The organism is Lysinibacillus sp. NPDC058147 (assembly GCF_042884205.1).
Taxonomy (GTDB): domain Bacteria; phylum Bacillota; class Bacilli; order Bacillales_A; family Planococcaceae; genus Lysinibacillus.
In genome coordinates, this window is record NZ_JBHVUJ010000003.1 from 136180 (window position 1) to 150969 (window position 14790).

Annotated in this window: 14 protein-coding genes; 6 read left to right on the forward strand and 8 right to left on the reverse strand. The window is 35.5% G+C overall.

Annotation, left to right across the window (positions count from 1 at the left end):
- Nucleotides 1-65: 65 nt before the first annotated feature.
- Genes ACFVT8_RS10220 through ACFVT8_RS10235 form a run of 4 tightly spaced genes read right to left on the reverse strand, consistent with a single transcriptional unit; the run spans nt 66 to nt 5338 of the window.
- A complete protein-coding gene (locus tag ACFVT8_RS10220) occupies nt 66-1271 on the reverse strand; it encodes a type II secretion system F family protein (protein ID WP_387080188.1) in 1206 nt (401 codons plus the stop codon).
- Nucleotides 1268-2314: a type IV pilus twitching motility protein PilT gene (locus ACFVT8_RS10225; RefSeq protein ID WP_387080186.1), complete on the reverse strand. Its 1047-nt coding sequence runs from the start codon at nt 2312-2314 to the stop codon at nt 1268-1270. Before ACFVT8_RS10225 ends, ACFVT8_RS10220 begins: the two co-directional genes overlap by 4 nt.
- 12 nt (nt 2315-2326) lie before the next feature.
- A complete protein-coding gene (locus tag ACFVT8_RS10230) occupies nt 2327-3997 on the reverse strand; it encodes a GspE/PulE family protein (RefSeq protein WP_387080184.1) in 1671 nt (556 codons plus the stop codon).
- A gap of 18 nt (nt 3998-4015) precedes the next feature.
- The gene (locus tag ACFVT8_RS10235; RefSeq protein ID WP_387080183.1) at nt 4016-5338 is read right to left on the reverse strand and encodes a VanW family protein; all 1323 of its coding nucleotides are present in this window, start codon (nt 5336-5338) and stop codon (nt 4016-4018) included.
- Nucleotides 5339-5656: 318 nt separating this feature from the next.
- On the opposite strand from ACFVT8_RS10235, the gene ACFVT8_RS10240 reads away from it, so the two are divergent.
- The 3 genes from ACFVT8_RS10240 to ACFVT8_RS10250 are packed head-to-tail and all read left to right on the forward strand — an operon-like array spanning nt 5657 to nt 8080.
- On the forward strand, nt 5657-6109 hold the full coding sequence (locus ACFVT8_RS10240) for a prepilin-type N-terminal cleavage/methylation domain-containing protein (protein WP_387080181.1): 453 nt from the start codon (nt 5657-5659) through the stop codon (nt 6107-6109).
- A 4-nt stretch (nt 6110-6113) separates the two neighbouring features.
- Nucleotides 6114-6542 carry a PulJ/GspJ family protein gene (locus tag ACFVT8_RS10245; RefSeq protein ID WP_387080179.1) on the forward strand — a complete coding sequence of 143 codons (429 nt, stop codon included), beginning with the start codon at nt 6114-6116 and terminating at the stop codon, nt 6540-6542.
- Nucleotides 6542-8080, forward strand: a complete 1539-nt coding sequence (locus ACFVT8_RS10250; RefSeq protein WP_387080177.1) for a DUF7305 domain-containing protein — start codon at nt 6542-6544, stop codon at nt 8078-8080. The genes ACFVT8_RS10245 and ACFVT8_RS10250 overlap by 1 nt, the downstream gene beginning before the upstream one ends.
- A 43-nt stretch (nt 8081-8123) precedes the next feature.
- Here ACFVT8_RS10250 and ACFVT8_RS10255 read toward each other — a convergent pair whose 3' ends face one another.
- From ACFVT8_RS10255 to queF, 4 genes are all read right to left on the reverse strand, one after another.
- Entirely contained in the window at nt 8124-10229 is a 2106-nt protein-coding gene (locus ACFVT8_RS10255) for a DUF2339 domain-containing protein (RefSeq protein WP_387080175.1), read from the reverse strand.
- Nucleotides 10230-10322: 93 nt separating this feature from the next.
- The gene (locus ACFVT8_RS10260) at nt 10323-10574 is read right to left on the reverse strand and encodes a phage holin (RefSeq protein WP_387080173.1); all 252 of its coding nucleotides are present in this window, start codon (nt 10572-10574) and stop codon (nt 10323-10325) included.
- 699 nt (nt 10575-11273) lie between these two features.
- Nucleotides 11274-11909 carry a queuosine precursor transporter gene (locus tag ACFVT8_RS10265; RefSeq protein ID WP_387080171.1) on the reverse strand — a complete coding sequence of 212 codons (636 nt, stop codon included), beginning with the start codon at nt 11907-11909 and terminating at the stop codon, nt 11274-11276.
- The gene (gene queF, locus ACFVT8_RS10270; protein ID WP_049668571.1) at nt 11909-12409 is read right to left on the reverse strand and encodes a preQ(1) synthase; all 501 of its coding nucleotides are present in this window, start codon (nt 12407-12409) and stop codon (nt 11909-11911) included. Before queF ends, ACFVT8_RS10265 begins: the two co-directional genes overlap by 1 nt.
- A 423-nt stretch (nt 12410-12832) precedes the next feature.
- Here queF and ACFVT8_RS10275 point away from each other — a divergent pair, with 423 nt between their 5' ends.
- Genes ACFVT8_RS10275 through ACFVT8_RS10285 form a run of 3 tightly spaced genes read left to right on the forward strand, consistent with a single transcriptional unit; the run spans nt 12833 to nt 14739 of the window.
- Complete coding sequence (locus ACFVT8_RS10275; RefSeq protein WP_387080169.1) at nt 12833-13195, forward strand: GntR family transcriptional regulator; 363 nt, start codon at nt 12833-12835, stop codon at nt 13193-13195.
- A gap of 3 nt (nt 13196-13198) precedes the next feature.
- On the forward strand, nt 13199-14065 hold the full coding sequence (locus ACFVT8_RS10280) for an ABC transporter ATP-binding protein (protein ID WP_387080168.1): 867 nt from the start codon (nt 13199-13201) through the stop codon (nt 14063-14065).
- Nucleotides 14062-14739, forward strand: a complete 678-nt coding sequence (locus ACFVT8_RS10285; protein WP_387080166.1) for a hypothetical protein — start codon at nt 14062-14064, stop codon at nt 14737-14739. Before ACFVT8_RS10280 ends, ACFVT8_RS10285 begins: the two co-directional genes overlap by 4 nt.
- Nucleotides 14740-14790 lie beyond the last annotated feature (51 nt).

Here is a 14790-nt window from a genome sequence, read left to right on the forward strand (position 1 = left end):
TGAAGTGTAATAACACGAACTTCCTTAAGACTTAAATAAATCTACTAATATTAATAATTATAAAATTACATATTTTCATATAATTGGAACATAGGCAGGAAAATAGCCGCTACGATAATACCGACAACAAAAGCGAGCACGATGATCATAAGGGGCTCGACTAAAGATTTCAGTGTATCGACTGCACGATCTACTTCTTCCTCATAAAAGTCAGCGATTTTCTCTAGCATATAATCTAGTGAACCTGTTTTCTCACCTATGGAGGTCATCTGAGTCACAAGTGGTGGAAAGAGCCAGCTTTTTTCGAGTGGCTCAGATAATGTGCCACCCTTTTCCAAATTATCACGAGCCTCTAAAACAATTTTTCCAATAACAGGATTACCAGCAACTTTTTCAACAATGGTAAGTGCCTGTAGAATTGGCACAGAGCTACTAAAAAGCGTTGATAATGTCCGAGTCATTCGGGCTATCACATCTTTTTGTAAAAGCTGGCCAAATATCGGCATTCTCAGTAGAAACACATTAACTGTAAAATGAAACTCTTTATTTTTCTTATAGAAAAAGTGAAACCCAACTACTATCACAATAAATGCTAAAATAACAAAGTACCAAAATTCGATGAGCCAATCACTAATCCCCACAACAATGACTGTAATTAACGGCATTTCCAAATCCATATCTTTAAAAGCTTCCATAAATGTTGGTACGATAAAAACCATTAAAAACATCCCAACAACTACTGTTAAAAATGATAATAATGCTGGATAAATCATAGTTGATTGTATTTTTTTCTTGATTTTGTACTGTTTTTCAAGTGTCCCAGCTAAGCGATCTAATGTATCATCAATACTTCCTGTCGCCTCACCAGCACGCATCATGTTCACAAATAGTACTGGAAATACTTTCGGATGCTTAGCTGCTGCATCTGAAAATGATGTACCATTACGTATATCTTCTTCTACCTGCCTTAATGCTCGTTTTAATAGTTTACTTTTTGTTTGTTCACCCAAAATGTGTGTAGCCTCAACAACTGATACGCCTGCACGAATTAAAGTCGCATATTGTCGACAGTAAATAACGAAATCTTGGTGTTTCACCTTTTTTCCGAAAGATACATCCTTATGTAAAATACTGTTGGATTTCTGAAGTTCTCGTGCATTAATGCCCTGTGTACGAAGTTTCTCAATGGCGACCTTTCTATTTGGTGCATCTATTATGCCCTTTTTTGGAGCACCTGTTTTTGTACGGCCGCTATAACGAAATACCGTCAACTATAATCACCAGCGTTCATATATGGTCTTGCATCATCTAGAGCAATTTTGCCTGTTGCGATTAAATGCTGCATTGATGACTCTAATGTGTGCATACCAAGCGCTTTACTCGTCTGCATAACGCTTGGGATCTGATGAATTTTTTCGTTACGAATCAAGTTTGAAATAGAAGGTGCTTGTACTAAAATTTCTGTTGCAGCGATTCGCCCTTTTACATCTTTACGTACAAATAATCGCTGTGAAATAATACCTTGTAGTACATTCGCAAGTTGCACACGAATTTGATTTTGCTGATGTGGTGGAAATACATCAATAATGCGATCAATTGTTGTTGCTGCACTGCTTGTATGAAGTGTTGCCATCACTAAATGTCCCGTTTCAGCAGCAGTTATGGCTGTTGAAATCGTTTCATAGTCTCGCATCTCACCTACTAAAATAATATCGGGATCCTGACGTAAAGAAGCACGGAGACCATTTGTAAAGCTCATTGTATCTACACCAACTTCACGTTGATTAATCATTGATTTTTTATGCTTATGCAAATATTCGATTGGATCCTCCAACGTAATAATATGCTTCGAACGTGTCTCGTTTATATGATCGATCATTGCTGCTAACGTAGTCGATTTACCGGAACCGGTAGGACCTGTTACTAAAATCAATCCTTGTGGTTTTTCAGCAAGCTTATATAGAACCTGTGGCATATTTAGTGATTCTATTGATGGTATTTGTGCTTCAATTAAGCGAGCTGCAATCGTTACCTCATTGCGTTGATGATATGAATTCACACGAAATCGACATTTTCCGGGTAATGAAAAGTTAAAATCAATTTCACCTTTTTCTTCAAATTCTTGCTTTTTATGAGCTGGAAGAATATCTTTTACCATGTCTTTCAAGTCTTCTGTTTCTAATGGAATCGATCCATATTGTTCGAGCTTTCCATGAATGCGATAGACAGGTGGAATGCCTTTTGTTAAATGCAAATCTGATGCTTTTTCTTCAAATGCTCGTGTTAATAATTCTATAATTGAATATGCTGTCATCCTTGTCACATCCTAGTCTGCGCTTGCCACGCGTAAAATTTCTGATGTGGTCGTTTGTCCAGCTACGACCTTTAAAAGACCATCTACTAATAATGTGTGATAACCCTTTTGCTTCATATAATCTTGTAAAACCATATCCCCCATGCGGCTTAAAATCATATCTTTTACTTGTCGATCGACCGGTAAAATTTCATGAATAGCCATACGTCCACGATAACCAGTATGATTACAAGCGGGGCATCCGCGCCCTTTCCTACCATGAGTTACACCCTCTATACCATTCTCCTCTAGTATTTCAAGTTCACGTGTAGTAAATACATATGGTTCTGCACAATCTCGACAGACTTTTCGTACTAGTCGTTGTGCCATAATTCCTATGAGTGATGAGGACAAAAGAAAGGGTTCAATCCCCATATCATGTAAGCGTGAAATGGATTCTACTGCATTATTTGTATGTAATGTACTTAATACCAAATGTCCTGTTAATGAAGCTCGAACCGCAATTTGTGCCGTTTCAAGATCACGAATTTCTCCAATCATTACAATGTCAGGATCCTGTCGTAAAATCGAACGTAATCCGACTGCAAAAGTTAAACCAACCTCTTCCTTTACTTGGATCTGATTGATGCCATCTAATTGATACTCAACAGGGTCCTCTACTGTAATAATGTTAACGCCCTCCTCATTTAGATGAGTAAGAGCAGCGTATAAAGTGGAGGATTTCCCTGAGCCTGTTGGGCCCGTGATAAGCATAATGCCATTTGGATGAGCAATCATTTTGCGGAAAAGAGTTTCATTGCACACACTTAAGCCTAGTTTTTCAATATCATTTGCCGCATTAGTTAAATCTAAAATCCGCATAACGACCTTTTCCCCATAGACGGTTGGCAATGTTGCTAATCGAATATCTACAGGTCTGAAATTAACATTAGTCTTAATACGACCATCCTGTGGAATACGGTTTTCAGTAATGTTTAAGTTACCCATAATTTTTATACGAGCAAGCACAACATTTTGCATATGCTTTGGCAATGATCGTTCCGTACGAAGGACACCGTCTACTCGATAACGAACACGTAGTTCCGTTTCTTGTGGGTCAAAATGAATATCACTTGCTCGCTGTGCAACGCCATTCGCTATGATCTGATTCACTAATCGAACAATCGGAGAATCTTCATTTTCGATTTCTTCCTGGGTATCAGCCACCGTTGCGCCTATATCTAACAGCGCTGCATCCATAGATTCCTGTAAATCATAGTATTTTGTAATCGTGCGATATAAATCATCTTTAGCTGCGATACTCGTCTCTATTTGACAGCCGGTCGTCATTCGTACTTCCTCTATTGCAAAATAATCCATAGGATCTTCCATTGCGATAAATAATTTATTTTTCTCTTTACGAATTGGCATAATATTTGTCCGCTTCGCAAGCTCTGCTGGAATTAATTGCAATAATTCAGGACTTATAGAAAATTGATTTAAGCTAATATGTGGAATACCAAGCTGAAATTCTAGTACTTCAATAAGTTGTTGCTCTGTTAAGAAATTTTCTTTAATAAGAAAATCCCCTAACTTCTCATTTTTCATTTTTGTTTTTAATGCGTAATCCAATTGTTCTACTGTAATTACGCCTGATTCAACAAGTAAATCTCCTAAACGTTTACGTCCTGCCTTCGCTACCATATGTTATCCCCCCATTCATTAAGGACTTGTTTGTACGAAATTACCACCCTTGTCATAGTAGCCATAGACAATTTCAGGTCCATCTTTTTGTGTAGAATTGACCGAAGATGTTTCAGTATCGGGTAAACCATCGCCATTTAAATCCATTTGTAAATCTGGATCTGATGTCCCGTCTTTTGGTGTTGGAGCCGTCACAGGAACAGGCTCTTTCGACGAGCGAGTCACTATCCGATTTTGCGGTGCATAGTAATCTTTGCTTACTAATTGTTCTTTCGTTGCACCATTCTCTACAATTGAACGGTAAACCTCAATACGAACACCTTCTTGACCTTCTTGCTCTACACGCTCTCGACCTACCTTTAAATCATCCGTATAGCGATAAATAATACGAGGTTTAACAATTTTATCTTTGCTTACACGAACTGTAATATCCTTGTCCTTTGTCGGTGCAAAGATTTCTATTTTTAATTTATTTCCCTCAAGCGTTGTTTTCAGTTTCCCAGGTTTATTTGACTTATTAATAAACTGGAGATCTTTTCCTAATAAAGGGTTTACATCTGCTTCAATACCTTGTTGTAAGTACGAAGGTATGACTTGCTGTGAGTGCCTTTCTAGAATTTCATAATCTGTTTGAAGTAGTACACTATACAGCATCGATGCTACAAAATCTAAGCCATCTTTATTTACTTCATCTGCGTTTTCTCCCAATAAAGTAAGCATCGACATAGATTGATCAGGACCTATCATTACTTCATTTAATGACGATATTATTTTAGAAATCCCTTGTACTTCTGATGGTATATCAGCAATTTGAAAAGCGATTCTTTCTTCTGTTGCCTCAAACTCATTATTAATGACTGCTTCAACTTCATGATTTCTCAAGTAACTAGCCTGCATTGTTATATTATTCAGCGTTTTATCTGTTTCCCAAACAGCAACAGACTCAATTTTTTGAGTAACTGAATCACTAAGAGTTACTGGGATTGGAATATGTACGATTTTTTCCTTTTGCCAAAATGCATACCAAGGCTTTTTTGTCTGGCTTTCAAATTGAGCAATCGCAGCCTCAATATCAAAAGTAATTTGCTTAGAATCAATGGTTGTAACATTTCCTTCACCACTAACTTCCATTTCTGTCTCTTGCCAATCTGTAACCGCTGATTGTAAGGTCAATTCTAAACTCGCAAGTTTTATACCTTCAATTTCGATTCCACCAATCGTCGAACCCTCTATCTCTCCCTTAGCAAAAACGGTGCCATTTAATATAAAATTCGGCAGACAGACCGCAACAATTATTACAGTACCAATCAATAAAATCGCTAATGTTATGAATCTTTTCACAAGCCTGCCCCTCCCTTTTCTAAATCTAAATAATTTCAAATGAATCAATGAATTATAACTATGTACTCACCTTGAAATACAGGATACTACATTTTATATTTTTTTACACTACTTTTATCCCAATATAAATAAAAACTTTCCCTGTTTTTTGGAAAATATTCGAAAAATAGACTACTTTTCAATAGTTATAATGTAGTATCATCAATATATATACTCTTTAATAGGTAATATGAATTACACCATTTTCACTATATAATAGGTGGAAATAATAATTCGTTACTTTAAATATGAAAAAACATATTGAAAGGAGCAATATTATTGAAAAAAACAATAAAAAACGACAAAGGATTTACATTAATTGAAGTATTCGCTTCCCTTATTTTAATTACAATAATACTGCTGTCATTCTATGGTCTCTTTATTCAATCAAACAAAACTTCCAAAACCTCAAGTACAATAATCGATTCTACTTATCTAGCCCAAACTGAAATGGAAAATGTATTTAAAAAAATAAAGGGGAAAACTGAGGAACAATTAGCCTCAAGCTTAAATTATAAAAGTGATGGCCCACCTCAAACCGCTTCCTGCGGAAACAAAGATGATATTGGATTTTCTACAATTTGGACTTTTGAAAAACAGCAAAATGATGTACGTTTTGAGTTAACTATTAAACGCCATTGCCAATTTGAATTACTAGATAGCATAATCATTAATGTTTATAAGGGTGATGTTTTAAAAAGTACAATGGAGAATATTTACAGTAGGGAGTGAGCTAATGAGGATAATAATCAATAATCGTGGTTTAACACTTGTTGAAGTACTTGCCGTTATTGTTATTTTAGGCATCGTTTCCACAATTCTTATGAACATTCTTGTATCTAGTAGCGAAACAAACAACAAACAGCTTTCCAATAATGAACAGCTTAAAGAATTGTCCTACGTTTTAAAGCTCCTTACGAAAGATATGAGAAGAACGATTACATACGATTCAAAAATTTCAACATTTAAAAACGAAGACAACTCCGTTCAATATACCTATTCATTCAATAATGAAAACAATACCGTGAGCCGTAACAACGAAGTGATTGCAACAAATATTAAGGTTTTCACCCTAATTGATAATTCTAATTCAATCACTTTTAATATAGAGAACAAAAACGGCCACAGAATTTCTACACAGTTATTCTTTAGGAGTGGTGATTAATGCAGAAATTAAAAGATAAATGTTTAAATGAAGATGGTTTTACATTCCCATTGGTATTCTTAGCGATTATTTTAGTAACAATTTTAGGGTTGGGTTTGCTTGTAGTATCAACAAATACCCTTAAAATCTCTAAACATGAACGAGAAGATCAATCAATTTTTTATATTGCTGAAGCAGGTATTAATTACGAAAAAGCTATATTGTTAGAAAAGGCAAATGAAGCTTATCAATTAGCGAAAGAACAATATAATAGTTTACCTATAAAGGAAAAAACATACGAAAAGTTTAAAGAGTTATATGAGACAAATGTTTTAACTCTTATGGATCAACTTTTAAAACCAAAGCCCACCATTTTTAATAATTTTGAAAAGCAGCTTGGTAAAATACCTATTGCAAAAGTGACTTTGCAAAAAGACCCTAAAGAATATTTACGTTATTCTATTAGCTCAATTGGATATTTTGAAGAATCTCCTTCTCAAAACAGAGAGTTAAAACAAACTATTGATTTCATACTTGATATTGAAAAAACGACCAACAACAATGATGATGATAATATTGGTACTTTCACACCTGAATTCGCTGTGCAAACAAAAGGTGACATAACATTAACAGGAAGTGCAACGATTAACGGTAATGTGGCGACTGATATCGGAATAATATCATTAGATGGTGGTTCTTCTATTACAGGTACTGTTGGTGCCCCAAGTGGGAATTTTCAGTACCCTTCTTGGATGGGAAATCTAAATGAAAAGCTAACTCATAGCAGTAGCTATCCAGGGACAACAATCCTTCCTCCATTTCCCGAGGAAAAGTTTCAACAATTATCTGAAATACCGACACCGCCAAATAAAGAAATTTCCAATAGCCAAGGGAATAAAACTTTAATTATAAATAACGGGAACTTTTTAGCTGATAATTGGCTGACTAATAACTATACATTGCAATTAACAGAAGACACTCATTTTAAACAATTCAAAGTTGATCAGAACAATACACTAACAATAAATGTTGGTGATACCGATAAAAATCTTTATATTGAGGATTTAAATATTTTGCAAGGTCATATAAAAATTATCGGGACTGGAAAACTAAATATATATATAAATAATACGTTTAATTTAAAGGGATCCTTAAATAAAAATGGAGATGCTAATCAAATAAATTTCTTTTACAATGGTTCCTTCCCCATTACTATCGCTAATGAAACCCAAACTGCAGCTTCATTGTATTCTAAACAAGCTGACTTAACTTTTACTGGTGGTGTTGGGATAACCGGCAATATTTATACTGGTGCAAATAAAGTAACATTTAAAGGAGGTACTAATGCAAATGGTCAACACATAGTTGCACCCAATGCTAAAGTAACATTAGAGGAAGGTGCTCACATTAAAGGAGCTATTATTTGCGATAATTTAAAAGCTAATGGGGGTACCTCAGTTACATTTACCGAAAGCACTATTACCCCGCCTTCTTCAGGTCATACAGTAATCGGAGATGCAAATAAATTAATTAAAGAAAATGAGTTATTAGAACAATAATAATAAAAAGAGATTCCAACACTACATTGGAATCTCTTTTCTATCATTTCCTCAACAACCTACCCGACAACAGCAACCCTATTCCACCAATCGTGATAAACAAGACTGCTCGTATTAATAAGTCTAGTGCTGACAAATCAAAGAATATAAGTTTAATAAACGCAATGACTAAGATGATAAAACCTGTCAAGCGTACTGTTCGTAAGTTGCGTACAGTGCTAATCCACAGTGAAATACTCGCTGTTAGGAATAGTGTAATTGTTGAGAAGGCAATGCTTAGTTTCCAATCAAGCAAACTATTATAGGAAAGTTGGGATATGAGACCCCAAACAGAGATCATAGTAAGAACAATGCCTGCACTTACAATCGGGTTCAAAAGTTTCTCTATTTGTTCTTGATAGATTTGATAAATGCGCCCATTCATCAGTAAATCAATCACAATTGCTACGATAACAGCGATATATACTATTCTCGTTACTATATTTAACCAGTCGTCACCTTGCATATTATACGGAATAATTTCAATCATTAGTGTGAAAAGAATGAAAAAGACACTAAGGACCGGCGTTAATGCACGCCCTTTATATTTTGTCGGTACTAAAAGTGATCCCGCGAAAAGTAAAGCGAGGATGATGCACATTAGATGTAGAATATTACCAGCACCTGCAAAGTATGTTCCATCCAGCTTTCCGATATAGGCTAAGAAATAACCAGTTGTTATTACTGCTAAAAAGTCAATCACATATAGATCTTTCATTAACTTTTCAAATACAGTCAGTGTCTCTTTTGGACGTCTTGCGTATAGATATATAATCAGGAGATATATTCCCGGCATGATCAAACTAGCATGATCTATGCTGAAAAGTGGTGTTGGCTCATGAATGATAAAACTTAACGCGAGTGTGATCATAAAGGAAAATGAGCTGACAACCTTCATCAAACTAATTCGTAAACGTAAACTCATCATAACGCCTGCAAAGGTGATGAACGGGATTAGCAAATGATCCACTTTCTCTGGAAAGTTCATAACTAATAGCGTATTACATAGTGTAATAAATGCGAGTGTTACGGCACTATCAAATGCCTCCTGCCATTTTTGCTTATAGCCATAACCCGCTAAAGCTGCAAACAAGCAAACTAATATGAGTAATAGTGCTTCGCTATATTCAATTGGACTAATAATAAAGTTCAAGAGCAATAAACTAAAAGCTCCTAGGCTAAATTGGAGTCCGACATGAATATATTTCAGTTTAGACTCTGCATTATATAAACGGCACCAACTCGTGTAAAAAATAGTTAGAACAACTAGGAAACCTATCGCAAAAACAACTCGATTGTCATGGTTCATAAACGCTATAATGCTGACAGCTAGCTCTGAGAAAAAGGTTGCTATATAGAGAGCTAATTTCTGCTTGTGTTGATGAATGACAAATTGTAGCATCGTAAATAGAACTACAACATATATTAAAATAATTATTGGACTAAAATCCATATATTCTAGTAAATAAGGTAGTAATAATGAGGTAAACGCTACGAATATTGTTAGTACTTCGTTTTTCTTTAAATAGCTAATAGCAATACCGTATCCGATATAAACGACGGCAATAACAAGCGCCATCGTTAAACCTATAACTTCATACAATATCGCACCTGCGGCTGTTGTTAATATCCCAACAATAAATGCCCCACCGTATAATGAAATTGTGATGGCTGATGACCCTATTTTTTTACGCTCCAGCACATAAGCTATTGCTGCTAAGGCTAGCGACAATGCAAAGGCGAGGATGATTTTAACCTCATTCGATAAATAGCCATAATCACTAACAAGTTTAAGACCCCAAAGCACCCCCATCACTAAAATTACCATAAATAATTTTGGAAGTGCCCACATAATACGCTCTTCCAATGTTCGCTGTGGCTCCTTCTTTTTTTCTGGAGCTGGCATTGTTTTTGGCTTTGGTTCCAAGTTTGAATCTGGCTTTAGGTTTTGCGCTAGTTTTGGCGTTGATTGTTCAATAATGGATTTTCTGGCGTTCAATGTACTTGTTTTATCAACAGATTGTTGACGCTTTAAGCCCTCTAACTCATGCCGTAAATCCATCATTTCCTGCTCGAGCATGGCAACCCTCCGCTCCATTTCAAGCGACATCCAATCATCCTCCCTACATTATCAATTTTTTAACATTATAACATATTTATCCTTATTGTAAAATTACACTTTTGATTTATTTTTACCCACCGTTTATCTAGGTCTTCGATACATTAAAGCACGTTCACTATCACTGGTTCCCCGTGTAGTTGGATCTACTACAACCCCTATTAAAACGAAAATGGATAATACGGTATTTAAGATGTGCGTTGCCTGCTCACTCATTGCACTCGTTATGTCATAGCCAAACATAGTTGCTACTTGCTGTGCGAGTAACAAAATCAACGAAAATAGCGCAAATAAAAATGGTTTATGCTGAAAACGGATCATCCAGTTAATTCTCATAAATGTTCACCTCCTCCCTTCTCATCCACAGTATATGCTCGCCGTTACATGGCACATATGCAAAAATGGAGCAATTAACGTGGAATAAGAGAGATTCCTATATTCGCATTGTGAGAGTTCCATCAACTTCCGTAGAAGAGCCATGGGCATCTCTCCCAAAATCTATATATCAATAGGTTTTACTACGAGTGCTTTACTCATAAATAGTTAGAATGTATCTTGTTGATTGATGCCTTCAAACTTGAGTATAAATGGGTGATTGAGATGGTGTATGAGTGGAATGTTTTGAGGGCGATGCTAGCTCATTCGGTATATTTGTTCATTGACTTTTTCAAGAATATCTAGTCCCATATACAGCGCAAATTCCTTCTACCTTTTTCAAGTACTCACGCTATTTCGAGCTTGATTATCTGTATGTTCTTTATAAAAATCATTTCGTTCTTACCTTATAGAGCGTATTTGATTGGGAAAGCACGTATTAAAAAGCCATCTCCAATGAGATGGCTTCGTGTTGTTGAAAATCTATTATGTTAATGAAATAAAGTATAGCTCTTTGGCAAAACTAGGGAGTTCGTTCCGACTGGTTACTTTCCTGCGAAAGCAAAGCGGAGAGTTGCTAAGCATAAGCAACAACAAAGAAAAGTAAGGCCACAACATTTCTAATATCCCCATTTTTATTTTTCATCACTTTGAATCATCTCAGTAATGAGATGGTTCAAAGCCTTTACGTTTATCAAATCTTCGCGCAACGAAAACTAGCCCGTAAACAAGTGGAGTTGCTATAATGGACGCAAAAAATTTAAATAAATACTGTGTTATAAATAATGTCAATAACACTTTAATTGGCATTATTCCATAAAAGGCTATTGAAATAAATAAGGCAGTATCGATGAGTTGGCTTAACATCGTAGAAGCATTGTTTCGAAGCCAAAGCTTACCGCTCCCATGCTTTTCCTTAAATTTATTAAATATCACTACATCCAAATTAACACTGACCGTATAGGCTACAAGACTTGCAATAATGACACGCATACTGCCGCCGAGAATTGTCTCAAATTCCTGCTGATGAACAAATGCTTGTGCAGGTGGTAGTGCAATGGCAATTGCAATAAAGCATGCCGCAAACACTTGTGCAATAAGCCCTGTTCTTACCGTGCGGCCACCCGCTTCTTTGCCATATACTTCACAAATTACATCAATAAGAGGATACGTGAAAATAATTAAAATCGCAGCAGCCGGAAGCATCATCCATTCACCTATACTAAACACTTTAACAGCTAAAACATTCGCTAAAATTAAAAAGCCAACAAACAATCCATTTAAATAGTAAAGCATCAGCGATTATCCACCTTTTCGGGATACATATCATGGTTCATCAAACGATGCTCTGCCATTTTTTCATATTTCGTGCCTGGGCGACCATAATTACACCAAGGATCAATGGATAAGCCTCCACGCGGTGTAAACTTGCCCCATACTTCAATATAGCGTGGCTCGATCAGCTTAATCAAATCATTCATGATGATGTTGACACAATCCTCATGAAAGTCCCCGTGATTACGGAAGCTAAATAGATAGAGCTTTAAAGATTTACTCTCTACTAGCTTTTTATCCGGAATAAAAGAAATATACATTGTCGCAAAATCAGGCTGCCCTGTCATTGGGCATAGACTTGTGAATTCTGGGCAATTAAATTTTACAAAAAAGTCATTTTTCGTATGTAAGTTATCGACCGCTTCAAGTATCTCTGGTGAGTATTCAAATAAATATTTTGTATTTTGGTTGCCAAGGAGTGTTAAATCCTGCAAGCCTTGTTCTTCATTTCTTCCTGCCATAAAATTTCCTCCTCAAGTTGAGAGAAGTCCATTACGCATTAAACCTAATAAAAAAAAATAGCCATATCCGCATTTTTGGGGATATGGCGTAAATGACGTCATCCATAGTTTTTTATAGAGGGTATGCGCTATGAACCTCTTTCTTATTCGTTAGTTATACTAACTTAATGAATACATTCAGTCAACTATTTTTTATATAGAGCTGGAATTAAAAACATTATGCACCTTTTATTGCTTTTGAAAAGGGTTTGAAATACCTTAAAATTTACGGTTCCCACGCGCTAAAGCTTCGGATGAAATAATATCCCCTACAACTTTATTTGTTCTGTACACTAATTTTTTCACATCAAAATAATTGACAAAAAAATCCTGTCGTTATATAGTTAGTTACATGAGTAATTAACCAATTGACCAAGGAGGTGGATGACGATCCATTCTTTAAATAATGAAAAGCCCATTTTCCAGCAAATTCGTGAACGAATAGAGGATGCAATTCTAGATGGACAGCTACAACCCGAAGATCGCATTCCATCCACAAATGAATTTGCAAAAGAATATCAAATTAATCCTGCAACAGCTGGGAAGGGTGTGAACGAATTAGTGGACAAAGGCGTAATTTATAAAAAACGCGGCGTCGGGATGTTTGTCAGTACTGATGCGCGTGGGATATTAATTGCAGAGCGCAAGGAAGCTTTTTTCCAACAACATATAGAGCCATTGAAGAAAGAAGCAATAAGATTAGGTATTTCAGATGTAGAATTACAAAATATGTTACAAAGGGGTTAACGTATGAAAATTGAAGTGAAAAATGTTAGTAAATCATATAAACACAAGGAAGCTTTAAAAAATATCACATTTACCATTGAAGGACCAAAGATCGTTGGTTTTCTGGGACATAATGGCGCTGGCAAAACAACATTCTTAAATTTATTATCCGGACTAATCTCTACAACCAATGGGAACATCTCTGTGAATGGAGAAAATGTTTTCAATGAACCTGCCACTTTACGTGACATTTGTTTTGTTGCAGAGAGCGGAAACTTTCAAGAGGAAATGACCATTGCACAAACGTTAAAGGCGAATAGCTTCTTTTATCCTAAATGGGATGAGAATCTTGCAATGGAGCTATTAGAAGTTTTTGCTCTAAATCCAAAAGATAAAGTTCGTAGTTTATCAAAAGGTATGGTGTCTGCGTTAGGTATTATCACAGGCTTTGCGAGTAATACAGCGATTACGATTTTTGATGAGCCTTACATTGGACTTGATGTTGCTGCTCGAAATACATTTTATGATTTATTAATTGAACAGCAAACTGACAATCCGAGATTGTTTATTTTATCAACACACCTAATTGATGAGGCAAGTGATCTGTTCGAGGAGATACTTATTCTACATGAGGGACAATTGCTACTCCAAAAAACGGCTGATGAATGGCATAAGCATATTGTTGCAGTAAAAGGTAGTGCTTCCGATGTTGAGCAGGCAATTACTGACCTAGAGGTTATCTATAAACATATATTTATGCAGGAGTTAACTGCAATTGTCTACTCTAATGGTCAACCTATTAAAGGACAGAATATTACACTTGAAGGTGTGTCGTTACAGGAGATGTTGGTGTATTTAAGTAAACAACAGAAAGCGAGGACTATAAAATGAATACAATACAAGGAAGCTTTTATGTATTAATTCAAAGCTATAAAAAACGAATTATAACTTTTTGGTGTATTTTATTTTCAATCATCCTATTTACGGTATTCTTAGATAATTTCTTTGGACAAAATATGTTCATTGCACTCTCTGTTTCAATACCTGTCTATATTTTTTACGGTAATATGGCGGCAAAACTACTAAATAAAACCTTACCCTATTTTTTAAAGCTTGGTTTAAGTCGCTTGCAATATATGTTTAATGTGGGGCTCTTTTTCATCTGTTGGAGCTTAGTAGGGGCATTCATTATTGCTAGTGCACATAAAATAATGACTTACATTTCTAACATATTCATTATCCATCCTATTTTACTTATTAATAATTCCCCATCATTTTTACAAATGATGACTTTAGATACTGTTATACTGCTCTTCTTCCTAACAGCTGGCCTTTTATTGAATGTTGTCTTTTATCGCTTAGGAACTATTGGCGGATACAGTTTTATAGGGTTACTTGGCTTAATTCCAATTGTTACAATCATCTTCAAGTGGTATTCTTCTTTGTTTGACCTACTATCAAATATATCTACCTTTACTCTATTAAGTAGTTTATTTGTTTTCAGTGTATTACTTTACTCTATCATAACAATGGCAATTCGAAATGCTTCGGTCAATCCCGCCTAATTCAAGCTATGGATATTTGGGGTGCTTTCTAAAAAATTGATGCCAAGATCT

Excerpts from the sequence above, each read along its gene's own strand:
- ACFVT8_RS10225 (WP_387080186.1), bottom strand. The coding sequence starts at position 2,314 with ATGACAGCATATTCAATTATAGAATTATTAACACGAGCATTTGAAGAA.
- ACFVT8_RS10280 (WP_387080168.1), top strand. The coding sequence starts at position 13,199 with ATGAAAATTGAAGTGAAAAATGTTAGTAAATCATATAAACACAAGGAA.
- ACFVT8_RS10285 (WP_387080166.1), top strand. The coding sequence starts at position 14,062 with ATGAATACAATACAAGGAAGCTTTTATGTATTAATTCAAAGCTATAAA.
- ACFVT8_RS10275 (WP_387080169.1), top strand. The coding sequence starts at position 12,833 with ATGACGATCCATTCTTTAAATAATGAAAAGCCCATTTTCCAGCAAATT.
- ACFVT8_RS10230 (WP_387080184.1), bottom strand. The coding sequence starts at position 3,997 with ATGGTAGCGAAGGCAGGACGTAAACGTTTAGGAGATTTACTTGTTGAA.
- ACFVT8_RS10265 (WP_387080171.1), bottom strand. The coding sequence starts at position 11,909 with ATGCTTTACTATTTAAATGGATTGTTTGTTGGCTTTTTAATTTTAGCG.
- ACFVT8_RS10250 (WP_387080177.1), top strand. The coding sequence starts at position 6,542 with ATGCAGAAATTAAAAGATAAATGTTTAAATGAAGATGGTTTTACATTC.
- ACFVT8_RS10245 (WP_387080179.1), top strand. The coding sequence starts at position 6,114 with ATGAGGATAATAATCAATAATCGTGGTTTAACACTTGTTGAAGTACTT.
- ACFVT8_RS10260 (WP_387080173.1), bottom strand. The coding sequence starts at position 10,574 with ATGAGAATTAACTGGATGATCCGTTTTCAGCATAAACCATTTTTATTT.
- ACFVT8_RS10255 (WP_387080175.1), bottom strand. The coding sequence starts at position 10,229 with ATGTCGCTTGAAATGGAGCGGAGGGTTGCCATGCTCGAGCAGGAAATG.
- queF (WP_049668571.1), bottom strand. The coding sequence starts at position 12,409 with ATGGCAGGAAGAAATGAAGAACAAGGCTTGCAGGATTTAACACTCCTT.